Annotated in this window: 24 protein-coding genes; 12 read left to right on the top strand and 12 right to left on the bottom strand. The window is 72.0% G+C overall.

The window, feature by feature from the left end; genetic code table 11:
* The first annotated feature begins 47 nt into the window (after positions 1-47).
* From ASF39_RS06935 to ASF39_RS06925, 3 genes are all read left to right on the top strand, one after another.
* On the top strand, positions 48-740 hold the full coding sequence (locus ASF39_RS06935) for a DUF1223 domain-containing protein (RefSeq protein ID WP_056282170.1): 693 nt from the start codon (positions 48-50) through the stop codon (positions 738-740).
* 111 nt (positions 741-851) lie between these two features.
* Positions 852-1,421 carry a sigma-70 family RNA polymerase sigma factor gene (locus ASF39_RS06930; RefSeq protein WP_055886493.1) on the top strand — a complete coding sequence of 190 codons (570 nt, stop codon included), beginning with the start codon at positions 852-854 and terminating at the stop codon, positions 1,419-1,421.
* Complete coding sequence (locus ASF39_RS06925) at positions 1,414-2,088, top strand: NrsF family protein (protein WP_348271511.1); 675 nt, start codon at positions 1,414-1,416, stop codon at positions 2,086-2,088. The genes ASF39_RS06930 and ASF39_RS06925 overlap by 8 nt, the downstream gene beginning before the upstream one ends.
* Positions 2,089-2,173: 85 nt before the next feature.
* Here the strand turns inward: ASF39_RS06925 and ASF39_RS06920 are convergent, their stop codons facing one another.
* From ASF39_RS06920 to ASF39_RS06905, 3 genes are all read right to left on the bottom strand, one after another.
* Positions 2,174-2,680, bottom strand: a complete 507-nt coding sequence (locus ASF39_RS06920) for a ferritin-like domain-containing protein (RefSeq protein ID WP_056282164.1) — start codon at positions 2,678-2,680, stop codon at positions 2,174-2,176.
* A 129-nt stretch (positions 2,681-2,809) separates the two neighbouring features.
* Positions 2,810-3,349, bottom strand: coding sequence for a YcgN family cysteine cluster protein (locus tag ASF39_RS06915; RefSeq protein ID WP_056282216.1), 540 nt, complete (start codon positions 3,347-3,349; stop codon positions 2,810-2,812).
* Positions 3,350-3,851: 502 nt separating this feature from the next.
* Positions 3,852-4,067: a hypothetical protein gene (locus tag ASF39_RS06905; protein WP_055886291.1), complete on the bottom strand. Its 216-nt coding sequence runs from the start codon at positions 4,065-4,067 to the stop codon at positions 3,852-3,854.
* Positions 4,068-4,404: 337 nt separating this feature from the next.
* Between ASF39_RS06905 and ASF39_RS06900 the strand changes: the two genes are divergently transcribed.
* From ASF39_RS06900 to ASF39_RS06885, 4 genes are all read left to right on the top strand, one after another.
* Positions 4,405-6,633 (top strand): PBP1A family penicillin-binding protein, encoded by a 2,229-nt coding sequence (locus ASF39_RS06900; RefSeq protein ID WP_056282162.1) that lies wholly within the window; start codon positions 4,405-4,407, stop codon positions 6,631-6,633.
* 91 nt (positions 6,634-6,724) lie between these two features.
* Positions 6,725-7,372: a DUF1214 domain-containing protein gene (locus ASF39_RS06895; protein WP_056282159.1), complete on the top strand. Its 648-nt coding sequence runs from the start codon at positions 6,725-6,727 to the stop codon at positions 7,370-7,372.
* 44 nt (positions 7,373-7,416) lie between these two features.
* Positions 7,417-8,016: a hypothetical protein gene (locus ASF39_RS06890; protein WP_056282214.1), complete on the top strand. Its 600-nt coding sequence runs from the start codon at positions 7,417-7,419 to the stop codon at positions 8,014-8,016.
* A 276-nt stretch (positions 8,017-8,292) separates the two neighbouring features.
* Positions 8,293-8,646 (top strand): hypothetical protein, encoded by a 354-nt coding sequence (locus ASF39_RS06885; RefSeq protein WP_156648418.1) that lies wholly within the window; start codon positions 8,293-8,295, stop codon positions 8,644-8,646.
* Between the two features lie 24 nt (positions 8,647-8,670).
* Here the strand turns inward: ASF39_RS06885 and glnT are convergent, their stop codons facing one another.
* The 7 genes from glnT to ASF39_RS06850 all read right to left on the bottom strand — a co-directional run bounded on the left by glnT (position 8,671) and on the right by ASF39_RS06850 (position 15,892).
* Entirely contained in the window at positions 8,671-9,969 is a 1,299-nt protein-coding gene (gene glnT, locus ASF39_RS06880) for a type III glutamate--ammonia ligase (RefSeq protein WP_056282153.1), read from the bottom strand.
* Positions 9,970-10,026: 57 nt separating this feature from the next.
* On the bottom strand, positions 10,027-11,349 hold the full coding sequence (locus ASF39_RS06875; protein WP_055886279.1) for an FMN-binding glutamate synthase family protein: 1,323 nt from the start codon (positions 11,347-11,349) through the stop codon (positions 10,027-10,029).
* Complete coding sequence (locus tag ASF39_RS06870; protein WP_056282150.1) at positions 11,349-12,038, bottom strand: protein glxC; 690 nt, start codon at positions 12,036-12,038, stop codon at positions 11,349-11,351. The genes ASF39_RS06875 and ASF39_RS06870 overlap by 1 nt, the downstream gene beginning before the upstream one ends.
* Positions 12,039-12,094: 56 nt before the next feature.
* Positions 12,095-12,985, bottom strand: coding sequence for a glutamine amidotransferase family protein (locus ASF39_RS06865; protein ID WP_056282147.1), 891 nt, complete (start codon positions 12,983-12,985; stop codon positions 12,095-12,097).
* Between the two features lie 127 nt (positions 12,986-13,112).
* Complete coding sequence (locus ASF39_RS06860) at positions 13,113-13,871, bottom strand: methyltransferase domain-containing protein (protein ID WP_056282145.1); 759 nt, start codon at positions 13,869-13,871, stop codon at positions 13,113-13,115.
* 142 nt (positions 13,872-14,013) lie between these two features.
* Positions 14,014-14,631 (bottom strand): LysE family translocator, encoded by a 618-nt coding sequence (locus ASF39_RS06855; protein ID WP_056282140.1) that lies wholly within the window; start codon positions 14,629-14,631, stop codon positions 14,014-14,016.
* A gap of 28 nt (positions 14,632-14,659) precedes the next feature.
* Positions 14,660-15,892: an amidase gene (locus tag ASF39_RS06850; protein WP_056282136.1), complete on the bottom strand. Its 1,233-nt coding sequence runs from the start codon at positions 15,890-15,892 to the stop codon at positions 14,660-14,662.
* 114 nt (positions 15,893-16,006) lie between these two features.
* Between ASF39_RS06850 and ASF39_RS06845 the strand changes: the two genes are divergently transcribed.
* From ASF39_RS06845 to rlmJ, 5 genes are all read left to right on the top strand, one after another.
* On the top strand, positions 16,007-17,011 hold the full coding sequence (locus tag ASF39_RS06845) for an extensin family protein (protein WP_056282134.1): 1,005 nt from the start codon (positions 16,007-16,009) through the stop codon (positions 17,009-17,011).
* Between the two features lie 209 nt (positions 17,012-17,220).
* Positions 17,221-18,231 carry a hypothetical protein gene (locus ASF39_RS06840; RefSeq protein WP_156648417.1) on the top strand — a complete coding sequence of 337 codons (1,011 nt, stop codon included), beginning with the start codon at positions 17,221-17,223 and terminating at the stop codon, positions 18,229-18,231.
* A 180-nt stretch (positions 18,232-18,411) separates the two neighbouring features.
* Positions 18,412-18,879 (top strand): hypothetical protein, encoded by a 468-nt coding sequence (locus ASF39_RS06835; protein ID WP_055886259.1) that lies wholly within the window; start codon positions 18,412-18,414, stop codon positions 18,877-18,879.
* 32 nt (positions 18,880-18,911) lie between these two features.
* Complete coding sequence (locus tag ASF39_RS06830; RefSeq protein ID WP_244472299.1) at positions 18,912-19,550, top strand: ribonuclease T2; 639 nt, start codon at positions 18,912-18,914, stop codon at positions 19,548-19,550.
* 4 nt (positions 19,551-19,554) lie between these two features.
* Positions 19,555-20,400, top strand: a complete 846-nt coding sequence (rlmJ, locus tag ASF39_RS06825; RefSeq protein WP_056282121.1) for a 23S rRNA (adenine(2030)-N(6))-methyltransferase RlmJ — start codon at positions 19,555-19,557, stop codon at positions 20,398-20,400.
* A gap of 16 nt (positions 20,401-20,416) precedes the next feature.
* Here the strand turns inward: rlmJ and chrA are convergent, their stop codons facing one another.
* Both chrA and ASF39_RS06815 read right to left on the bottom strand, forming a co-directional pair.
* Positions 20,417-21,646 carry a chromate efflux transporter gene (gene chrA / locus ASF39_RS06820; protein ID WP_200938178.1) on the bottom strand — a complete coding sequence of 410 codons (1,230 nt, stop codon included), beginning with the start codon at positions 21,644-21,646 and terminating at the stop codon, positions 20,417-20,419.
* Between the two features lie 248 nt (positions 21,647-21,894).
* Entirely contained in the window at positions 21,895-23,328 is a 1,434-nt protein-coding gene (locus ASF39_RS06815) for an FAD-linked oxidase C-terminal domain-containing protein (RefSeq protein WP_056282115.1), read from the bottom strand.
* Positions 23,329-23,642 lie beyond the last annotated feature (314 nt).

Below are 23,642 nucleotides of genomic sequence, written 5' to 3'. Positions count from 1 at the left end.
GCGAACATCGGGCATCCCGTCCCGCGGTTCGAGAAGAGCCCTCTCCCATGCGCGCCCTCCACCTCGCCCTCGCCGGGCTGACGCTCCTGTCCGCCCCCCTCGCCGCGGCCCAGCGGCCAGTGGTGGTCGAGCTCTTCACCTCGCAGAGCTGCTCGTCCTGCCCGCCGGCCGAGGCGGTGCTGACCGACCTGCGCGACCAGCCCGACGTCTTGGCGCTCGGTTTCCACGTCACCTACTGGAACCGCCTGTCCTGGCGCGACACCGTCTCCCTGCCCGCCGCCACCGACCGGCAGGAGGCCTACGCGCGAACCCTCGGCGAGACGCGCGTCTTCACGCCGCAGATGGTGATCGACGGCCGTCGCAGCGTCCTCGGCTCGCAGCGCGGCGAGGTCGCCGCGGCCATCGCCGAGGCCCGGCGCGCCTCCCCCGTCGCCGCGATGACCCTGGTGCGCAAGGGTGGCGACCTCGTCGTCGGCCTCGGCGCGGGCGCGGGCAGCGGCCGGATCGTCCTCGTCGGGTTCGACCGGGAGGTCCGCACCGCGGTCGCCCGCGGCGAGAACGCGGGGCGCGACCTGGTCCAGTCGAACGTGGTGCGCTCGGTGCGCGACCTCGGCGGCTGGACCGGCGCGGCCAGGACCGTGACCCAGCCTGCGCCGGCCGGGTCCGACGCCGCGGTGCTGCTGCAGGCGGCCGACGGTCGCATCCTCGGGGCCGCGCGCCTGACCGGCGCCGGGTCCTGATGGGGGCGGCATGGCGCGGGTTGGACAAGCGGAGGTGCAACCATGATGATCGCGTCCGTCGATCCGGGGCCGTCCCTGGCGACTGTCATGCGGAGCCGCGACAGGTCCACCATGGTGCTCGACGAGAGGCTGTCGTCCGCGATGGCCGCCGCCCAGGGCGGCGATGCCGCCGCGTATCGCCGCCTGCTCAAGGACTGCCTGCCGGTGATCGCGGGCATGGCACGGGCGCAAGGGGTGCGCCCGGATGCGGTGGACGACGTGGTGCAGGAGACCCTCGTCACCATCCACCGGGCGCGGGCGACCTACGATCCCGCCCGGCCGTTCCTGCCCTGGCTGCGCGCCATCACCCAGCGCCGGGCCATCGACGCGATGCGCCGTACCGGCCGCCGGCCGCAGGAGGTCCACGATCCCATCGCCTACGAGGCCCATGCCGATCTCGGGCCGGCGCCGGGCGCCCGCCTGGAGACCGGGGAGCGCGACCTCGCGCTGGCTCGGGCCGTGGCCGGACTCTCGCCGGGCCAGCGCGAGGCGGTGGAGCACCTGGCGTTCCAAGAGCGGTCCCTGGAGGAGGCCGCGGCCATCACCGGGCGCAGCAAGGGCGCGCTCAAGGTCAACCTGCACCGGGCCCTGAAGGCCCTGCGCGGGACGTTGTCGGGCACCAGGGGAGGGACCGATGTCTGACACGCGGAACATGACCCGCGTCGGTCGGGACGGTCACGACGATCTCGTCGAGGATCTGACCGGCCGGCTCGCGCCTGTCCGGCGCCTGCCCGCCCCGTGGCTGCGGGCGTCGTCCTGGCTCGGCGCGGCACTGGCGGTCGGCCTCGTCCTGATGCCGCTCGCCGACCTCGACGGACTCAGGGTGCGCATGGCGGTGCCGGACCTCGGGCTGGCCGCGCTCGGTGCCCTGCTCACCGCGCTGACGGCGGCCGTCGCCGCCTTCCACACCAGCGTGCCGGGCCGCAACCCCGCATGGGCGCTGCTACCGCTGGGGCCGGCCGTTGTCTGGATCGGCGCCAGCGGCGTCGGCTGCCTGCGCTCCTGGACGGTGACCGGCATCGAAGTCGCCGACGCCCACGAGATGGGCGGCTGCCTCGTGTTCCTGCTGTGCGCCTCGGCGCCGCTGTCGCTCGCCCTCGTGCTGATGCTGCGCCGGGCCTGCCCGCTGCGGCCCAACCTCACCGCCGCCTTGGGGGGGCTCGCGGCGGCCGCGGCGGCGGCCGTGCTGCTGATCCCGTTCCATCCCCACGACGCGACGCTCACCGACCTCGCCATCCATCTCGTGGTGGTCGGCGCCGTCATCTGCGCCAACACCCTGGCCGGCGGCCGCCTCCTCGCGGAGCGCTGACGCGACGACGCCCGGGACCCCTGACGGTCCCGGGCTATCGCGCTGCGGGTCTTCGGTCTTGGACTTCGGTCTCGGGGCTCGGCCCTCAGGCGGCGGCGCGGCTGTTGACGCTACCTTCGGCGAGGGCGGTGAGCACCGTGTCGGTGGCACGCTCCTCGTCCAGGGTCTGCTGCAACAGGCCGACGACCTCGTGGTGGCCGAGCTGCTTGGCGAAGGCGACCAGCGTCCCGTAACGGGTGATCTCGTAGTGCTCCACCGCCTGCGCGCCGGCGATCAGGGCCGCATCGAGCACCTGCGGATCGTCGACGTCGCCCATGATCTCCTTGGTCTCGGCGATGATGCCGTCGATGGCGGCGCAATCGACGCCCTTGGCCGTCTTGCCGAGCTTGGCGAACACCTGGTCGAGGCGGCCGATCTGGGCTTCCGTCTCGCGCAGGTGGAGCTCGAAGCCGCTCTTGAGCTGCGCGTTGGTGGCCTTGTCGATCATCTTCGGCAGCGACTTGGTGATCTGCTGCTCCGCGTAATAGATGTCCTGCAGCATGTGCGTGAACAAATCGTCGAGCGTCTTGATCGGCTTGGAGAAAATACCCATGGTGTCGACCCTGTATGCTTGAGCTTGATCGGATTTGGATCGCGATCCAGTCCGTATCGTCGCTAGGGCAACGGGGTGGAGATTGCCGGGTTCCTCAGGCGGGCCGCATCTTAACTTGCGTAAAGACGATCAGGCGTCCTCGTTCGGGTCCTCGGTCTCGGGCGTCCGGCCCGGCCAGGTGACGATGCGGTCGAGCAGTTCGTCGGTGGTGAACTCCTCCTCGTTGCCCGAGACCCGGCCGCGCACCGAGATGCCGGCCTCGTGGACGCTGGCGGCCCGGCCGGTGACGAGGGGGTGCCAGTCGTAGAGGTCGCGGCCCTCGCGCAGGAGGCGGTAGGCGCAGGTCGGCGGCAGCCAGGGGATGGTGCGCACCGCCTCCGGCGTCAGGCGCACGCAGTCGGGCACCCGCTTCTGCCGGTTCCTGTAGTCGCTGCAGCGGCAGGCGTGGGCGTCGAGGAGGGTGCAGCCGACGTCGGTGGGGTAGACCTCGCCGGTGTCGTCGTCCTCGAGCTTGAGGAGGCAGCAGCGGCCGCAGCCGTCGCACAGGCTCTCCCATTCGGACGGCGTCATCGCCTCCAGGCTCTTGCGCTTCCAGAACGGCGCGGAGGCCGGGTCGCTCGCCTGGCCGGCGGGAGTGGTCTCGGCGCGCGCGGCCGTGCGGATGCGCATCGGCGCCACCTTGAGGGTCACAGGAGGGAGATCGGCGATCGGCCGACTCTCGCCCTCCTGCCGCATGGCGCAGGCCAGAGCAAGCGTTGCCATCGGCGCGGCCGGATCCGTTCGAGGCTCCGGCCGGCGTCGTGCGACGCGGTTGGTGGTGGTCGACCGCCGTGGCATGGTGGGGGCATGCAGATCCCCACACTCCCAGACCACAGCGTGGCCGTCTTCGCATGCCGCAGCGAGAGGGACCGATTCCGGTGGGCGGTGACGACCGCGGGGTATCACCCCTATCGCTCCGCGAGTTCGTATGCCTCCGCCGCCATCGCTCTGGCCGCGGGCATCTCTCACGCCCACTTCCTCGCGGACCAGCACCCGATCAGGTCGCGGATCAACGACGGGACCTGGATGTAGCCCCGGCACGGGCTCCACCCCAACCGTACCCGCCCAACCGTGCCCGCCCGATGGCGATCACGGCCCGATCGGTCGCCTCGCGCCTGCCGCGGGGCTTGGCTCAGGGCTCGACCGACCCGAACCTCCGAACGAAGCGCGGGCCGTCCCAGAGCTCCAGCACCCGCCCGTCGAGCATGGTGCGCGTGATCCCGAACGCTTCCTCGTCGTCGCCGGCCGCGAACATGCGGACGCGGATGACGTGTCCGCCCATGTCGAGCAGGAGCGCGCGGTAGCGATGCGCCTCCGGCAGCGCCCGCGGGAACGGGTGATCGGGCATGGGCGGGCCTCCGGCAGGAAGGCGGGAGCATCGAGGCTCTCTGTCATCGGCGCCTGACACTGCCAGCCCATGATCGGCGGACGCTAGCCGGTTTCGACCCGAAGTCCTACGCCTCATCGCGGACGGGGCCCGCGCTCCGCCAGGCGGTCCCGCCTGGGAAAGCCACGCCGCCGTCTTTGCCGCGCCCCAATCGCGGATCAATGTTAATGAAAGATTGCCGGGGCGCGGCGATGGACCGGGGCTGCGCCGGTCGCGTTGTTCCGGCATGAATGGTGGGCGGCACGACCCGGTCCGTCGGACCGGATCGCCGTCGCGGTGACCGAGAACGAGAGACGTCGTGCGCCTGCCCCCTGCCACCGCATTGCTGACCCGGATCAAGCGAGGGGCGCTGGCCTTCGACGCCTGGGTGAACGCCAGCCTCTACGAGAGCGGCCGTTCGGCAGGGGAGGGGTACGAGACCTTCTCCCGGCGCATGAGCGTGTTTTCCGTGCGCGGCTGGAAGCGCGGCGTCCTCGATCTCACCAGCGAGGCGATGACCCTTGGCACGGGCGGTGCCATCGCCATGCTCGCCCTGGCGCAGCCGGCCTTCAACCTCACCAGCGACAACTGGCTCAAGACCCAGGACCTCGCCGTCACCTTCCTCGACCGCTACGGCACCGAGGTCGGGCGCCGGGGCATCAAGCACGACGATTCGCTCAAGCTCGACGATTTCCCCGACACGATGATCAAGGCCCTGGTCTCCACCGAGGACCGGCGCTTCTACGAGCATTGGGGCATCGACCCCATCGGCACCGCCCGCGCCCTGGTCTCGAACTCGCGCGGCGGCGGCTCGACGCAGGGCGGCTCCTCGATCACGCAGCAGCTCGCCAAGAACCTGTTCCTGTCGAACGAGCGCTCCCTGGAGCGCAAGATCAACGAGGCGTTCCTGGCGCTCTGGCTCGAATGCCATCTGACCAAGAACGAGATCCTCAAGCTCTACCTCGACCGCGCCTACATGGGTGGCGGCACCTTCGGCGCCGTGGCGGCGGCGGATTATTATTTCGGCAAGCGGCTCAAGGACATCAGCCTCGCCGAGGCCGCGATGCTGGCCGGCCTGTTCAAGGCGCCCACGAAATACGCCCCCCACGTCAACTTGCCCGCCGCCCGCGCGCGGGCCGTCGACGTGCTCCACAACATGGTCGAGGCGGGCTTCCTCACCGAGGGCCAGATCCAGACGGCGCTGCGCAACCCGGCCACCCCGGTGACGCGGACCCGCGACATCACCGCCGACTACTACCTCGATTGGGCCTTCGGCGAGATCAAGGGCATGGCCGACGCGGGCCGCCTGCGCAGCGACCGCGTGCTCACCGTCAAGACGCCCCTCGACCTCGCCATCCAGAAGCGCGCCGACCAGGCGGTGGAGAACACCCTGCGCCAGTACGGCGACCAGTACGAGGTCGAGGAGGCCGCCATGGTCATCCTCGACCCCGACGGCGCCCTGCGGGCGATGGTCGGCGGCTCCGACTACGGCCAGAGCCAGTTCAACCGCGCCACCGACGCGCTGCGCCAGCCCGGCTCGTCGTTCAAGCCCTACGTCTATGCCGCGGGTCTCGCCGCCGGCCTGTACCGGCCCGAGACCCGGGTGGTCGACGCGCCGATCTGCATCGGCAACTGGTGCCCGCAGAACTACGGCCGCTCGTTCTCGGGCGCCACCAACCTCACGGTGGCGGTGGCCAAATCGATCAACACCATCCCGATCCAGATCTCCATCGCGCTGGGCAAGGCGCTGGGCATCAGCCACCAGGCCAACGCGGCCAAGGCCGGGCGCGCCAAGATCATCGACCTGGCCCACCGCATGGGCATCACCACGCCGCTCATCGACACGGTGTCGCTGCCGATCGGCTCGGCCGAGGTCAACGTGATCGACCAGGCCGCGGCCTATGCCGTGTTCGCCAACGGCGGGCGCAAGGCCAAGCCCTACGCGGCGATGGAGGTGAAGAACTCGGCCGGCGAGATCATCTACCGGCACGCCGACGAGAAGCCCGAGCAGATCCTGTCGACCCAGGTGGTGGCCGACATGAACTTCATGCTCAACAAGGTGGTGGAGGAGGGCACCGGCAAGCGCGCCCAGCTCGAGGGCATCAAGGTCGCGGGCAAGTCCGGCACCACCAACGCCTACAAGGACGCCTGGTTCGTGGCCTACACCGGCAACTTCGTCGGCGCGGTCTGGTTCGGCAACGACGATTCCACCTCCACCAACAAGATGACCGGCGGCTCCCTGCCGGCCATGACCTGGCGCGAGGTGATGGAGAGCGCCCACAAGGGCATCGAGCTCAAGCCCCTGCCGGGCGTGAAGGAGCCGGGCCGGCCCGCCCTGCAGGCGAGCGTCGACGCGGCCGCCGCCCCCGTCAACGCCGCGGCCAGTGCCGCCGGCAAGCTGTCGCGGCGCTCGTTCGAGGTCATCGGCGGCCTCAACGGCCTGTTCCGCACCGTGGAGGCGCGGCCCTCGCCCCGCGCCGGCTTCGAGCCGGTGACGCCGCTGGCCGAGGGCGCCCGCCCGGTCTCCGGCCGCATCGGGATGCCGTGACAGCGCCGCCGGACCGGTCCATGAGGGGGCGACCGGGTCGCCGGAGACCCAGGGGACGAGGAAGGCGCCGTTGGTGAGCAGGCTGGCTGAGATGGCCACGATCGCGGGGCGTGGCCGGCCGCTGGCCGAACGCGCCCGCTCCCTCCTGCGCCGGACCTCGAACGTCGGCCTGTTCGTCTACGCCTTGGCGCTGGGGGCGGGGCTGGGCCTTGCCAGCGCCGATTACGCCACCCGCGGCGGCTATCCCTTCGGCGGGGTCGTGGCCGGGTCCTGGACCGCATGGCCCCGGGCCGGGGCGGTGGGCGCCGATCCCTACACCCGGGCGGTGAACGCGCGGCGCGGCGAGATCCCGCTGGGCGTCGGCGAGGGCCTGCTCCTCACCGCCTCGCAGGACGCCGACGGCCGAGCCATCGACGCCGGCTGCAGCTACGCCGTGGCCGGCACCACCCCCCCGGCCCGCGCCTGGACGCTGACGGTGGCCGGGCGCGGGCCGAGGCCCGCCGACGCCCCGCTCCTGCGCGAAGGCTTCACCTCCACCGAGATCCTGCGCGAGGCGGACGGCCACTTCGTCATCGCCCTGGCGCCGGAGGTCCAGCCCGGCAACTGGCTGCCGATGCCGCGTGCGAGCGGGCCGGTGCGCCTGGCGCTGCGCCTCTACGACACCCCCGTGGCCGCCAGCGCGGGCACCCTCGACCGGTCGGCCCTGCCCGAGATCCGCCGGACGGGGTGCCGCCCGTGAGCGCGAGAAAGCCCTCCGGGGACGACACCGGCGAGGATTTCGGCATGAGCCGGCGCGGCCGCCTGTGGCTGGCCACCGCCTGCGGCCTGGTGCTGGCCGGGCTCGTCCACATCGTCGTGGTGCTGGCGATCCCGAGCCTGTCGGAATCCGACGCGCTGTCGCGGGCGCGTGCCGGCCAGGGGGGCGAGGGCGGCATGCGGATCTTCGCCCTCGCCACCGGCGACACGCCGCCGGCGGCCGAGGCGTGGCTGCCGATCCCCGATCCCGTGGTGGCGGTGGGGCTGTGCCCCTACGACCTCACCGACGGGCCCCTGCGGGTTGCGGCGCGCACCGGGCCGCTGATGATGTCGGTGGCGGTCCACGGGCGCCGGGGCGCCTTCTACGCCGTCACCGATCAGGCGGCGGTGCGCGGCGCCCTCGACCTCGTGATCCTGACCCGGCGCCAGTTCGACGAGGCCCTGGCCAACGAGGACGAGAACGAGGTCAGCCGCGACGTGCGGGTGGTCGCGCCCAACACCAGGGGGTTCGTCGTGGTCCGGGTGATCGCCGACCTGCCGAGCCAGCGCGCCGCCGCCAACGCCGCCGTCCAGGCGGTGTCCTGCACCGTCGAGGGGGCGGGCGAGGACACCAAGGCCGGCGGTTAGGGGCGCCACAGCCGTCCCGGCAGCCTCCTTCCTGTCCATCGCGAAGACAATCTTGTTTTTGCCGGTGCCCCGCGAAATCGTTTGCGCGATTGCGGCAACGAGTGCATGATTTTTGCCGATACCGATATTGAATCTGTACCGGCGAAATCTCGGAAATGACCGCCGAATACACGGATCGCGCTTGGCGGCCATGCCGGGGCTTCAGGCAGGAGGATGTCGGCACGGTCCGGTCCCTTTGCGCCGCGACGCCGGGCCCCGTGACTGGGAGGACCGATCATGCGAGCGAAACGCGCCGACTTGGCCATGGTGCTGGCCATCCTGCTGTCTACCGTCGGCATCCTGGCGGCCTCCACGGCTTCGGCCGCGCCCAACTGCAACGAGGCTCCCTATGGCCAGACCTGCATGCGCTGCTACGGCTGGCAGGGCATGTCGGGCTGGGCCGGCCAGGCCTGCTACCGGGCTTCCAATCCGGGAGTGCGCTTCGCCTGTTCGATCTCCCGATGCGGTGCGGCACGGCTGGAGTCCCGCGACAGGGACCGGTTCCGGGCGCAGCGACCGTTCGCGCGTCCCGACGGTGGCGCGCGCGACCGCCGCGAGATCTTCGACCGGTGGGGCAACCAGAAGCGCTGAGCGGTCCCGGCCGGGCGAAGGGCGTCAGCAGTCGAGGGTGGTGTCGCGCTCCCACTGGGTCAGGTGGCGGGCGTAGGCCTCCCATTCCTGGGTCTTGAGCTTGACGTAGGACGGCACGAACGGCCCGAGCGCCTCGCACAGGACCGGGTCGGCCGCCAGCGCCCGCAGGGCGTCGAGGAGGTTGAGCGGCAGCCGCGTCACGCCCTCCAGGGTATGGCCGTGGGTGTACATGTTGATGTCGAGCGGCGGGCCCGGGTCGCGCGCGCGGCGCATCCCGTCGAGGCCGGCGGCCAGCAGCCCCGCCTGGAGCAGGTAGGGGTTGGCGGCCCCGTCGGCGAGGCGGAACTCGAAGCGGCCGCCGTCGGGGATGCGGATCATGTGGGTGCGGTTGTTGCCGCCGTAGGTCACGGTGTTGGGCGACCAGGTCGAGCCGGAGGTCGTGGTCGCCGCATTCAGCCGCTTGTAGGAATTCACGGTGGGGTTGGTCAGTGCCGCGAGCCCCTGGGCCGCATGCATCACGCCGCCGATGAAGTGGGTGCCCACCTGCGACAGGCCGAGCGCACGGTCCGGATCGGAGAAGACGTTGGTGTCCCCGCGCCAGAGCGAGACATGGGCGTGGCAGCCCGAGCCCGTCAGGTCCGCGAAGGGTTTCGGCATGAAGGTGGCGCGCAGGCCGTGCTTCTCCGCGATGGAGCGGGCCATGAACTTGAAGAAGGCGTGCCGGTCGGCGGTGACGAGGGCGTCGTCGTAGGCCCAGTTCATCTCGAACTGGCCGTTGGCGTCCTCGTGGTCGTTCTGGTAGGGCGCCCAGCCGAGCGACAGCATGGCGTCGCAGATCTCGGTGATGACGTCGTAGCGGCGCATCAGGGCCGATTGGTCGTAGCAGGGCTTGGCCTGGCGGTCGGCGGTGTCGGCGGGCGACAGGCCGTCCGGCGTGATCAGGAAGAACTCGCATTCGACGCCGGTCTTCATGCGCAGGCCGTCCTCGGCCGCCCGGGCGACCAGGGCCTTGAGGAGGTTGCGCGGCCCCTGCGCGACGGCCTCGCCCGCCATGGACAGGTCGGCCGGCAGCCAGCCGACCTCCGGCTTCCAGGGCAGCTGGATCAGCCCGTCCGGGTCGGGCCTCGCGAAGACGTCCGGGTCGGCCGGCGTCATGTCGAGCCAGGAGGCGAAGCCGGCGAACCCCGCCCCGTCCCGCATCATCCCCCCGATGGCGCTGGCCGGCACCAGCTTGGCGCGCTGGGTGCCGAACAGGTCGGTGTAGGAGATCAGGAAATAGCGGATGCCGCGCTCCCGGGCGACGGCTTCGAGGTCCGGCGTCATCGCAATGTCCTCTCCTGATCCAGGCGCATCGACCCTCCCCCGCAGCGGGGGCGGGTTTTAGAACCCCCTGCCCGGCACCCAGTCCGTCCCCGCAAGCGGGACCCGTGCCATCGCCGCCGCTTCGATGGTCAGCGCCACCAGGTCCTCCGGTTCGAGGTTGTGGAGGTGGCTCTTGCCGCAGGCGCGGGCGATGGTCTGGGCCTCCAGCGTCATCACCGCGAGGTAGTTGGCGAGCCGCCGGCCGCCGAGCACCGGGTCGAGGCGGCTGGCGAGCTCGGGGCGCTGCGTCGTGATCCCGGCCGGGTCGTTGCCCTCGTGCCAGTCGTCGTAGGCGCCGGCGGTGGTGCCGAGCGCCCGGTATTCGTCCTCGTAGGCCGGGTCGTTGTCGCCCAGCGCGATGAGGGCGGCGGTGCCGATCGCCACGGCGTCGGCGCCCAGCGCCAGGGCCTTGGCCACGTCCGCGCCCGAGCGGATGCCGCCCGAGACCACGAGCTGCACCGTGCGGTGGAGGCCGAGGTCCTGCAGCGCCTCCACCGCCGGGCGGATGGCGGCGAGGATGGGCAGGCCGACGTTCTCGATGAAGACGTCCTGGGTCGCGGCGGTGCCGCCCTGCATGCCGTCGAGCACCACCACGTCGGCCCCGGCCTTGGCCGCCAGCGCCGTGTCGTAATAGGGACGGCTCGCGCCGACCTTGACGTAGATCGGCGTCCGCCAGTCGGTGATCTCGCGCAGTTCCTCGATCTTGATGGCGAGATCGTCCGGCCCGGTCCAGTCCGGGTGGCGGCAGGCCGAGCGCTGGTCGATGCCCGGCGGCAGGTTGCGCATGCCCGCCACCCGGTCGGTGATCTTCTGGCCGAGCAGCATGCCGCCGCCGCCGGGCTTGGCGCCCTGGCCGATGACGATCTCGATGGCGTCGGCCCGGCGCAGGTCCACCGGGTTCATGCCGTAGCGCGACGGCAGGTACTGGTAGACGAGTGTCTGCGAGTGGCCGCGCTCCTCGTCGGTCATGCCGCCGTCGCCGGTGGTGGTGGTGGTGCCCGCCAGGGTCGCGCCGCGCCCCAAGGCCTCCTTGGCCTGGCCCGAGAGCGAGCCGAAGCTCATGCCGGCGATGGTGATTGGCGTCTTCAGGGTGATGGGGTTCTCGGCGAAACGCGCGCCCATCACCACCTGCGTGTCGCAGCGCTCGCGGTAGCCCTCCAGGGGATAGCGGCTCATGGAGGCGCCGAGGAACAGCAGGTCGTCGAAATGCGGCAGCTTGCGCTTGGCCCCCGCTCCGCGGATGTCGTAGATGCCGGTGGCCGCCGCGCGGCGGATCTCGGCCATCACGTCGGGGGTGAAGGTCGCCGACAGGCGCGGCCGGGTGCGGGGCGGCTCGCTCATCAATAGGCTCCCGCGTTGTCGACGGTGAAGTGGTAGAGGCGCCTGGCCGAGCCGTAGCGGCGGAATTCGGCCGGATCGACCTCGCCCGCGAGCCCCGCCGCAGCCAGCTTTTCGGCGAGCTCCGCCCGGTGCTCGTCGCGCATCGCCTTCTCGATGCAATCGGCCCCGAGGCTCGTCACCGCGCCGCGCACGTAGAGCCGGGCCTCGTAGAGCGAATCGCCCAGCGCCTCGCCCGCGTCCCCCAGCACCGTCAGGGTGCCCGACTGCGCCATGAAGGCCGACATGTGGCCGACCGAGCCCTTCACGACGATGTCGACGCCCTTCATCGAGATGCCGCAGCGGGCCGCGGCGTTGCCGTCGATCACCAGCAGTCCGCCGTGCGCGGTGGCGCCGGCCGCCTGGCTGGCGTCGCCGCGCACGTGGACGCGGCCCGACATCATGTTCTCGGCGACCCCGACCCCGGCGTTGCCGTGGACGACCACCTGCGCCAGGGCGTTCATGCCCGCGCAGTAATAGCCGACGTGCCCCTCGATCTCGACGGCGATGGCGCGGTCGAGGCCGGCCGCGACGGCGTGGCGGCCGTCGGGGTGGCGCACGGTCCAATGCGTCTCGTTGGTGTCGGGAGGCAGTGCGTGGAGGCTGCGGTTGAGGTCGCGCAGCGTCGTTTCGCGCAAGTTCACCAGGGGCATCAGAGCAGGATGCCAAAAAGTGGGGCGCGGTTTTTGGGTTCCATCCTGCTCATTCCTCACCCTCGCTCCCAGGCATAGACGGTGGCGGGTTCGGGCTCGAACACGCGGGCGCCCTCGATGCCGGGCAGGCCGACCAACGCCCGGTATTCGGAGCCGAAGGCGACCCAGGCGTCGGTCTCGGCCATGATCGCTGGCTTGCAGGCGATGGGGTCGCGCAGCACCGCGAACCCGTCCTGCGTGCCCACCACGAAGGTGAAGAACCCGTCGAGGTCCGACAGGCTCGCCTCGAGGGCACCTTTCAGCGAAGCGCCCTCGCGCATCCGCCAGGTGAGGTAGCCGGCCGCCACCTCGGAATCGTTGTCGGTGGCGAAGGTCAGGCCCTCGCGGCGCAGGGTCCGGCGCAGGGCGTTGTGGTTGGAGAGCGAGCCGTTGTGGACAAGGCACTGGTCCGGGCCGGTGGAGAAGGGGTGGGCGCCGTTCGTCGTCACCGCGCTCTCGGTGGCCATGCGGGTGTGGCCGATGCCGTGGGTGCCGGCCATGGCCGACAGGGAGAACCGCCGCGCGACCTCGGCCGGCAGGCCGACCTCCTTGTAGATCTCCATGCGTTGCCCCGAGCCGACCACGTCGATGCCCGGGTGGGCGGCGAGCCAGGCCCTGATCTCGCCCTCCCGCCCCTCCGGCGCCACCAGCACCGTGTGGGTGTCGCGCGCCTGCGACGCGAGGGTGAGGCCGAGGGCCACCTGCAGGGCGGCGACCGCCGCCTCCAGGCCGGCGGCATCGGGACCGCGAAGCGTGATCTTGGCGCCCTCCGCCGGTGCGCCGTAGACCGCGAAACCGGCGCTGTCGGGGCCGCGGTCGGTCATGGTGCCGAGCATGCCCGCCATCAGGGCGCCGAGCCGCGGCTCCAGGGCCGGGTCCTTGAGGAAGAGGCCGACGATGCCGCACATCGGGAGGGGGCTTTTTTCCGAACACCGGCTCGCTGCCGTCGCCGAAACCCTAAGCCCGCCGGTTGTCGCCGGTCAATCCGAGGAAGGAATTTTTCTTCACAGGAAAGTCGTCGCGGGCCGGTTCCGCTCAGTCCCGCCGGATCAGGCAGGTGGCGACCGCATAGGTGACGCTGGCGCCGCCCGCCTCGAAGACCTGGAGCACCCGGCGCAGGGCGCCCGGCGAGAGGGCGCGGCGTCCGGCCGGCGTACTGGCGCCGATGGCGCGCAACGACCGCAGGAAGGCGCGGCCGTCCCCATGGGCCTCGACCAGGGGGGCGACGCTCACGCGGGTGGTGCAGCCGGCAAACGACATCGCGCGCAGCTCGGACACCTCGGGATAGGCCGGCGTTCCCGGCACCAGGCCGACCGCCGCATGCGCATCGGCCCACTCGCGAAAGGTGCCGGCGGCCAGCGTCGTCACCGCCAGGAGGCCGCCGGGGGCGAGGAGGCCCGCGAGCCCCGCCAAGGTCGCGGGCAGATCCTCGAACCATTGCGCGGCGAGGTTGGAGGCGACGAGGTCGAAGCCGGGCGAGAGGCACGGCGCTTCGGCGTCCATCACGAGGAAGCGCCCCGCGAACCCCTCGCCCATGCGGGTGCGGCAGCGCGCGACCATGGCGGGGGCGATGTCGGACACCACCATCGCGGCATCCGGCAGCGTTTCCCGCAAGGCCCGCGTCAGGAGGCCGGTGCCGCAGCCGACCTCGAGGACGCGCGGGGCCGGTGCGAGGGTCTCGGCCGCGATGGCGCGGGCGAGGCCGGCGGCGGCCACGGGCTGGATCGCCGCGGCGGATTCGTAGTCCTCGGCGCGGTCGAAGGCCCGGGCGACGGCGCGTTTCCAGGGTGGCATCGGAGATCCGGTCCATCCGGCGAGAGGGGAGGCGCCCCGGCAGGGGGACGCGCGAGGGGTCGATCTATGCCATCCGCCCCGAAAACGGCACCCGCTTCGGGGGGCTCGGCGCGTGCCTCATCCGGCATCGCGAAAGGCCCGGTCAGCGTCGCGTGCTGTAGGCGAACCAGAGGGCGATCGCGGCGAGCGCGAGGGACAGGGTGCGCCGCAGGATGCGGTTGCGGGCCGGGTCTTCGAGGAACGGCCGGGCGATACCCGCCAGGGCGACGATGCCGGCGTGGATGGCGGTGGCGATGGCGACATAGACGGCGGACAGGACCAGGGTCTGGCGCAGCACCGGTGCGCCTGCGTCGACGAAGCTCGGCAGCACCGCGACGTAGAACACCGCCGCCTTCGGATTGAGGAGGTTCGTCACGAGGCCGCGGCGGAAATAGCGCATGTCCGCCACCGGAGCTTCGGTCTCGACCGCCGAGGTCTCGGCGCCGCGCCAGCCGTCCCAGGCCAGCCACAGCAGGTAGGCGACGCCGCCCCAGCGCAGGGCCTCGTAGGCGAGGGGCGAACCGGCGATCAGCGAGGCGAGGCCGAAGGCGGCCGCCGACCCCACCGCCAGGAGCCCCAGGGCGATTCCGGCGGTGGCGGCGAACCCGGCCCGCCGCCCGCTGCCCGCGCTCAGCACGGCGAGATAGGCCATGTTCGGCCCCGGCGTCACCTCGATCAGGAAGCAGGTCCCGGCAAAGGCGAGGAGGGTCTCGGCGGACATGGTGCTCCTTCCCCGGACCGCCCCGCGGTCAGGCGGCCAGCGCCGCCTCGATCATCGCCGCCGCCGACAGCGCCCGGCCGTCGTCGCCGAAGCGGGCTATGACCTGGACGCCGAGCGGCAGGCCCGGCCCCGGCACCGGGACGGTGACGCAGGGCACGCCCATCAGGGTCCAGAGGCGATTGAAGGTGGAGGCGCCGGTGCTGGTCAACCCGGCCGGGGCGCGGCCCGGGGCGGAGAGGGTGAGCAGCACGTCGACCTCGCCGAACACGTCCTTGAGGGCGCGCCGGCCGCGATGGGCGCTGCGGCGGGCCCGGTCGTAGTCGGCGGCGCCGATCCCTTGCGCCGCATCGAGCTGCGGCCCCAGCATCGGCCCCAGGGCGGCGCGATGGTGGGCGTATTCCCAGGCCAGCGCCTGACGCGCCTCGACATCCTGCACGATCCCGTGGGCGGCGAAGGCCTCCGCCAGGACATCCGGCAGGGCCAGGTCGCGCACGCTCGCCCCGGCGGCCTCGGCGGCGCGCACGGCCGCGGCGAGGGCGTCATAGGCGTCCGCCTCGGCGGTGCCGGCGAACGCCTGGCGCACCACGCCGATGCGCGGCGCGCCGGGGGCTCGCGGGAGATCGATCTCGGGACGGTCGGCCAGGAGCGCCAAGGCATGGGCGACGTCGCGCACGCCGGCCCCGAACAGGCCGAGCGTATCGAGCGCCCAGGAGAAGGTCTTGACGCCGACCATCGGCAGCAGCCGGAACGACGGCTTGACCGCCGCGATCCCGCAATAGGCGGCCGGGCGGATCACCGAGCCGCCGGTCTGGGTGCCCAGCGCCAGGGGCAGCATGCCGGCGGCCACCGCCGCCGCCGAGCCGGCCGAGGAGCCGCCGGGGGTATGGCGCAGGTCGCGCGGGTTGCGGGTGCCGGTCGGGTCGAGGCCGGCGAAGGGGCAGGTGGTGGTCTTGGCGAGGGGAACGGCGCCGAGCGCGCGCAGCCGCGAGACGATGGCGGCATCGGCCTTGGGCCGCCAGCCGGCGTAGATGGCCGAGCCCATCTCGGTGGGCATGTCGGCGGTGTCGATGATGTCCTTGATCCCCACCGCGATGCCGGCCAGCGGGCCGGAGGCGGCCACCACCGGATCGGGCAGGTGGCGCACCAAAGCGCCGACCTCCGCTTCGCGGGCGGCGATCGCCTCCTGGCACAGGGCGACGGCGGCCTGCGGCGAGAGGGCGCCGGAGGCGATGCGGGTGCGCAGATCGACGAGGGACAGCATGGCCCCTCCCGTGTTGCGCCGCGCACGATCTGTCAACAGCCGTCCACAGGCAGCGCGGCGACCGGCTGTCAGCGTTGACGCCCCGTTTACGCGATCGCTCGCATTGTCTCCGTCATGTGGCGTAGCGTTCTCGCGTTTTCCGCCCTTGCGCTGTCCGGCGCGGGGCTCACCGGCTGTGCGCTCAACAAGTTCGAGCAGCGCGAGCCCTGGCGCGACCAGGCCGAACAGGCCTGCCTCGCCAAGAAGCTCGTGGAACAGACCGAGTTCGTCACCCCCGCCAAGGCGATCGAGGGGCCGGGCACCTGCGGCATGCAGCAGCCGTTCCGGGTGACGCGGCTGGGCAAGGGCTCGGTGGCGCTCAAGCAGCGCATGACGCTGGCCTGCCCGGCGATCGCCGAGGCCGAGGCCTGGCTCGCCGACACCATCCAGCCCGCCGCCAGCCTGTACTTCGGGCAGCCGGTGGCCGAGATCAACGCCGGCTCCTACGCCTGCCGCGGCCGCAACAACCAGGTCGGCGCCAAGCTCTCCGAGCATTCGTTCGGCAATGCCCTCGACATCATGTCGTTCAAGCTCGCCGACGGCTACGTCATCACCGTCAAGGGCGGCTGGCGCGGCACGCAGGCCGAACAGGGGTTCCTGCGCGAGGTCTTCTACGGGGCCTGCCAGCGCTTCTCGACCGTGCTGGCGCCGGGCTCGGACATGTTCCACTACGACCACATCCACGTGGATCTCGCCCGCCACGACCCGCGCGGCCTGCGCCGGGTCTGCAAGCCGATCCTCAAGTTCGAGCCGCAGCTGAGCGCCGACGGCAGCGTCCGCCCCGCCACGCGCCGCCCCGCCCCGGCCTACCAGCCGGCGCCGCCCCAGGGACCGGTCGACCTCGAGGAGGACGACCCCTACGGCGCCAGCCCGATGTCCTCCCGGCAGGCGCCGCGCGCGCCCAACCCGGTCGCCCGCGCGCCCGCGGCTCCGTCGGCGCCCTCGGCCTACGCCGCCGCCCCGCCGCGCGCCCCGGCCCCGCGCCGTCCGGCCATCGCCGCCTACGAGGAGCCGGCCCCGGGCTTCGCCGAGCCGCTGCCGCTCGCCGCGCCCGGCGCGATGCCGGGGCCGATCTACTAGAGATAAGGCCCTCCAGGCGCGGTTCGGACGGACAATCCGTGCCGATCCCACGGATTCCGGCGATCGGATTGTCCATGCCCCGCTTCGTGCGTTGACGGTGATTCCGTGTTTCAAGCATGGCTGAAGCTTCGAGCAGGAGCTTTGCGATGGTGAAGACGGCAGGCGCCCGGGGACATCGGGTGTCACCTCGGTCGGCCAAGACGATTGAGTTGGCCAAGACGATTGAGTTGGCCAAGACGATTGAGTTGGCCAAGACGATTGAGTTGGCCAAGACGATTGAGTTGGCCAAGACGGTTGAGTTGGCCAAGACGAACCCGACCGGGGCGTCCGGCCGTGTCGCCGCCGCCACCGCCCTCGCCCTGTTCGCCGGCCCGGCGCTGGCGGCGGGCGAAATCCCCTTCGAGAAGGCCGGGGGCTGGGAGATCGAGCGCGCGGCGCGCGGCCCGGCCTGCATGATGAGCAAGTCCTACAAGGACCCGGCCGACGACAACGCCGGGAACGCCTTGGTCTTCGCCCTGGCGGGCGACAAGGTCGTGATGACGTTCGTCTACGAGCACTGGACCTGGGACAAGAACGAGAAGATCCGGGTCCCCCTCGTCCTCGACAAGACGACCGCCATCGCGAAGTCCGCCTGGACGGGCGATGGCCAGACCCTGACCGCGGAGCTGCCGGCCACCATCGTGCCGAACCTCCTGGCCGCCAAGACGATGATCCTGAAGCTGGACGGCGCCGACGCGGACTTCCACCTCGCCGGCTTCCCGCAGGGCTACGAGTCGCTGCGGCGGTGCGACGGCGCGCCGGCGGCGGTCGTCGCGGCTGCGGCGCCACCGGCACCGGCACCGGCCCCGGCGGGGGCTTCCCCCGCAGCCGCGACCCCCTCCGCCCACGTCTCGCAGGCCATGACCTTCCCGGGCGACGGCGACGTTCCGCCTCAGGCGGTCTTCGCCCGCGATACCCCAAAGATCCTGGTGGCCGTCGAGGTGCGCGGCGTGAAGCCCGGCGACACCCTCACGGCGACCTGGGTCGCGGAGAAGACGGGCGCCGCCGCCCCGCCGAACTTCACGATCGCGTCGGTCGCGATCCCGCTGGGGGCGAGTCCGTTGGTCTCGTCCAGCGTCAGCAAGCCCGACACCGGCTGGCCGCCCGGTCAGTACCGGGTCGATCTGAGCCACAACGGCGGCCCGGTGGAGTTCCGCCAGCGCTTCGCGATCAAGGAATAGCCCCGCTGCCCGGATTCGCGCCCGTCACGGCGATGCCCGGTGGTGCCATGGCCGCACTGTGCCCGCCAAACCCCAGGCCGTCGCCAAAACGCGGTGCCCCGCCGCCGTGCGCTTGACAGCGGGGCGGTAGGGACCATCGTCCCGGGGAACCGAAAAAGCCCTCCAGCGGACGACGCCGGCATGCGCCCGAATCCCCTTCTCACCGCCTTCGCCCTCGGCCTGACCCTGGCCGGCGCGCTCCAGCCGGCCCTCGCCCGCTCGGCCCGCGAGGAGATCACCCCGGCCGAGGAGCGGCTGTTTCCCTTCGACGGCGACATTCCCGGCTGCCAGGACACCGCCGTCCTGGAGAAGGTCGCGACCCAGTTCGCCGAGAAGGAGGCGAAGTTCTGGAACTCCTCGCTCACCATCGTGTCCTACGACCGGGTCGAGCGTACCGCCTGGCGGCCCTGGGGCCTCGACACTTACCCGCGCCGGTTCTGCTCGGCGGTGGCCACCACCTCGGACGGGGTCCGGCGCAAGGTCGATTATTCGGTGCGCGAGGGGCTCGGCCTGATCGGGGCGGGCTTCGGCGTCGAGTTCTGCGTCCACGGTCTCGACCGCAACCTCGCCTTCGCCTACGCCACCGCCTGCCGCGAAGCCCGGCCTTGAGGCGCCTCGTCGCGCTGGCCGCAGCCGTCCTCCTGACGGGGCCGGCGCTGGCGCAGGGGTTCGGCGGCGGCTTCAACGAGGACCGCGGCGGCACGCCGGGCACGTTCGACTTCTACGTCCTCGCCCTGTCGTGGTCGCCGGCCTATTGCGAGGGCACGGGGGGGCGCCGGGACGGCGACGGCCAGTGCCGGCCGGGGCGCGGCCTCGGCTTCGTCGTCCACGGCCTGTGGCCGCAATACGCCCGCGGCTACCCGTCCGATTGTTCGAGCGTGGTGCGCGCGCCGACCCGTCAGGCGATCGAGGCCGCCGGCGAGGTCTATCCCTCGGAGGGGCTGGCCCGGCACGAGTGGCGCAGGCACGGTACCTGCTCGGGCCTCGACCCGACCGCCTACTTCCAGGCGGCGAAGCAGGCGCGCCTGGCCGTCACCATCCCCGACGCCTTCAAGAGCGCCAACGAGGAGCGGCGCGTCGCCCCCATCGAGGTCGCCCGCCAGTTCGTGGCGGCCAACCGCGGCCTGCGCCCGGACATGATGTCCGTCACCTGCACCCGCGGCCGGCTGCAGGAGGTCCGCATCTGCTTCTCGAAGGACCTTCGCGATTTCACGCCGTGCCCCGAGGTCGCCCGCCGGAACTGCCGGGCCGGCGAGGTGACCATCGAGGCGGCGCGGTAGGCGCATGAACTACCGCCACGCCTTCCACGCCGGCAATTTCGCGGACGTGCTCAAGCACCTCGTGCTGACGCGGGTGCTGGTGCATCTCCAGGCCAAATCCACTGCGTTTCGGGCCATCGACACCCATGCGGGCCTGGGCTTCTACGACCTGACCGGCGACGAGGCCGGACGCACCGGCGAGTGGCACGACGGCTGGGGCCGCCTCGACGCGCCGTTCTCAGGCGAGGTCGAGGCCCTGCTCGCCCCCTACCGGGCGGCGGTGGCGGCGGTGAAGGCCCGCCACGGCGGGTCGGTCTATCCGGGCTCGCCCGCCCTGATCCGCGAGTTCCTGCGGCCCGGCGACCAGGGCGTCTTCGTCGAACTGCACCCCGCCGACGCCGAGATCCTGCGGGCGCGCTACAACCAGGATTCACGCACCAAGGTGATGCATCTCGACGGCTGGACGGCGCTCAACGCCATGGTCCCGCCGCCGGAGCGCCGCGGCGTGGTGCTGATCGACCCGCCCTACGAGGAACTCGGCGAGATCGACCGCCTCGGCGCGGCCCTCCTCAAGGCGGTCGCCAAGTGGCCGACCGGCACCTACCTCGCCTGGTACCCGATCAAGGACGTGGTTCTCGTCGACCGGATGGTGGCCGACCTCCACCGCGCGCTGCCCCGGCCGGCCCTGCGCCTCGACCTGATGGTGTCCGAACCCGACCCGACCCGGCTCAACGGCAACGGGCTCATCGTGATCAACCCGCCCTGGCGCCTGGCGCAGGAGGCCGACCTGTTCCTGCCCGCCCTCGCCGAACGGCTGGCGCGACGCGACTACGGCGCGTTCCGCTGCATTCCGTTCGGCGTGGAGGCGTGAGCGGCCTCGCCCGCCGTCATCCCACCCCCGCTCCCGCCAAGGCCCCGCCGATCACCACCAGCCAGGGCGGTGCCCGCCACACGACGAGGGCGAGGTACGCGCTCGCCGCCAGCGCGACGTCGGCGGGCCCACGGATGCCGCCGGTCCAGACCGGGTCGTAGAGGGCGGCGAGCAGCACGCCCACCACGGCCGCGTTGACGCCCGCCAGGATGCGGCGCGCCAGCGGCCGGGTCCGTAGAGACTCCCAGAAGGGCAGGGCGCCGAACACCAACAGCACCGCCGGCAGGAAGATCGCGCCGAGGCACAGGAGGCCACCGATCCAGCCGTTGGGCTGCGGCCCCATCGCCGCGCCGAGATAGGCGGCGAAAGTGAACAGCGGGCCGGGTACGGCCTGGGCGGCGCCGTAGCCGGCCAGGAAGGTGTCGTTGCTCATCCAGCCCGGCGGCACCACCGCGCCCTGGAGGAGGGGCAGCACCACGTGCCCGCCGCCGAACACCAGGGCGCCGGCCCGGTAGAACGCATCGACGAGGGACAGGCCCTGGCTCGGGACGGCGGCGGCGGCGAGGGGCAGCCCGGCCAGGAGGAGGGCGTAGAGGCCGAGGGAGGCAAGCCCGGTGGTCCGGCTCAGGCGCGTCCGGGTCGCTTCCGCAGTGGCCGCCGGCGGCGTGCTAGGCAGGAGGGAGGCGCCGGGCAGGAGAGATGCGCCGGGCAGGAAGAACCCGAGGGCGGCGCCGAGCAGGATGGCGCCGATCTGGCCCGTCGTCCCCGGCAGCGCCAGGGCGAGGATCATGGCCGCCACGGCCAGCGTCGCCCGCGTCCGGTCGGGGGCGAGGGTGCGGGCCATCCCGAGCACGGCCTGGGCCACCACCGCCACGGTCACCGCCTTCAAGCCATGCAGCCAGCCGCCGCCGAGGCCCGCGCCGAGCGCCGTCAGCCCGTAGGCGAAGGCGATCAGCAGCAGCGCCGAGGGGAGGGTGAAGGCGGTGAAGGCCGCCAGCGCCCCGAGCGGGCCGGCGCGCAGGAGGCCGATGGCGAGGCCGACCTGGCTCGAGGCCGGGCCGGGCAGGAACTGGCACAGGGCCACGAGATCGGCATAGGCCGCTTCGTCGAGCCAGCGCCGGCGCTCCACGAACTCGGTGCGGAAGTAGCCCAGATGCGCGATCGGCCCGCCCAAGGCGGTGAGCCCGAGCCTGAGGAACGCCAGGAAGACCTCGCCGCCGCCGCCGGAAGGAGGGGCCGGCCTCACCGTCCACCGCAAATATTGACCATGATGCGCAATCGTCCCCCGCGAAGGGATTTAGCGGATGTCGCACTGCGGCCGGAACGGATAGCCTGCGGAACGATTATCCCCGTCAGAGTGCTCTTCCTTCCCAAGGTGCGCGCTTCGACAGCGGCCGGCGATCAAGTCTCAACAGCTTTCCGATCTCCGTCCCACCACTCGGCCCCGCCACCGGATCGCTCGCGATCCCTTCGCGGGGCCTTTTTCGTTTCCGCTCAGGCCGCGACGCGATTGTCGAGGGGAAACACCTTGGCGGGGTTCATCAGCCAGCGCGGGTCGAACACGTTCTTGACCCGCATCTGCTGGTCGAGGTCGGCCTGGGTGTACTGGAACCGCATCAGGTCACGCTTCTCGATGCCGACCCCGTGCTCGCCGGTGAGGCAACCGCCGACCTCGACGCAGAGCTTGAGGATCGCGTCGCCCGCGGCCTCCGCCTTCTGGAGTTCGCCGGGCGTGTTGATGTCGAACAGGATCAGCGGGTGCAGGTTGCCGTCGCCGGCATGGAACACGTTGGCGACGCGCAGGCCGTGGCCGGCGCAGATCGCGCCGATCCGCTCGAGCACCAGCGGCAGCTGCCCGGTGGGGATGGTACCGTCCATGCAGATGTAGTCGGAGATCCGGCCGGTGGCGCCGAAGGCGGACTTGCGGCCCTTCCAGATCGCCGCGCTCTCGGCCTCGCTCTGCGAGACCTTGAAGCTCGTGGGGTTGAAGCCCCGGGCGATCGCGACGATGCGCGCGAGCATGTCGGTGCACTCGGTGTCCGAGCCCTCGACCTCGATGATCAGCATCGCCTCGGCATCGCGCGGGTAGCCGGCCTGGGCGAAATCCTCGGTGATCAGGATCGCCTCGCGGTCCATGTATTCCATCGCCACCGGGATGATGCCCGCCGCGATGATCGCCGCGGTGCAGGCGCCGGCGTCCTCCACCGAGGAGAAGCCGAACAGGGCCGGGCGGGCGCCCTCGGGCCCGCGCAGGATGCGCACGGTGGCCTCTGTGACGATGCCGAGCTGCCCCTCCGACCCGCACACCAGGCCCAGCAGGTCGTAGCCGGCGGCGTCGAGGTGGGCGCCGCCGATCTCCACCACGGTGCCGTCGTGGGTGACGAGGGTGACGCCCAGCAGGTTGTTGGTGGTGACCCCGTACTTGAGGCAATGCGCCCCGCCCGAGTTCATCGCGATGTTGCCGGCGATGGTGCAGGCGAGCTGGCTCGACGGATCGGGGGCGTAGAAGAAGCCCTCGTGGGAGACCGCACCCGAGATGGCGAGGTTGGTGATGCCCGCCTCCACCCGCGCGGTACGGTCGGCGTAGTCCACATCGAGGATGCGGTTCATCTTGGCCACGCCCAGGATCACCGCGTCGGCCTGCGCGATCGCCCCGCCGGCCAGGGAGGTGCCGGCGCCCCGCGCCACCACCGGCACGCCCTGGGCGTGGCAATAGGCCATCACCGCCGAGACCTCGGCGGTGGTGGAGGGCAGCACCACGGCCAGCGGCATCTGGCGGTAGGCGGTGAGCCCGTCGGTCTCGAAGGCGCGGCGCTCGTCCTCGGTGACGATCAGCGCCTCGGCCGCCACCAGGGGCCGCAGGCCGGCGACGATGGCGTCGCGGCGGGCGAGGATGGCGGCATCGGGAACGGGGAAGGCGATCGTCATCGGGCGTTCTCCTCGGGGGCTCCTCGACGGTCCGTCCTTCAGCATTCGCTCATCATCGCCCGGCTAGAACGGGGCGTCCGAGGGCGAGGCGAAGCCGAACCTTGATCGGCATCCTAAAGCAGGTTGCGCGAAAGTGCGCGGCGGTTTTGCCCCGATCGTCATCGAGAGCGAACCTGTCGGGCGCCAAAGGGTTATCGAGCGGGTGCGGACTTCGGGCGTGGGGCGGCGAGGGCTTCCTTTCGCCGCAGGCGCCGGATCCCGGTGGTCCGCGTTCTCAGTTTCGACCTGTTCCAAACGGGCAAGCTCTGCCATAA

This window comes from Methylobacterium sp. Leaf108 (genome assembly GCF_001423265.1).
Lineage (GTDB): Bacteria > Pseudomonadota > Alphaproteobacteria > Rhizobiales > Beijerinckiaceae > Methylobacterium.
This window is presented reverse-complemented; position numbering and strand designations above follow the sequence as displayed.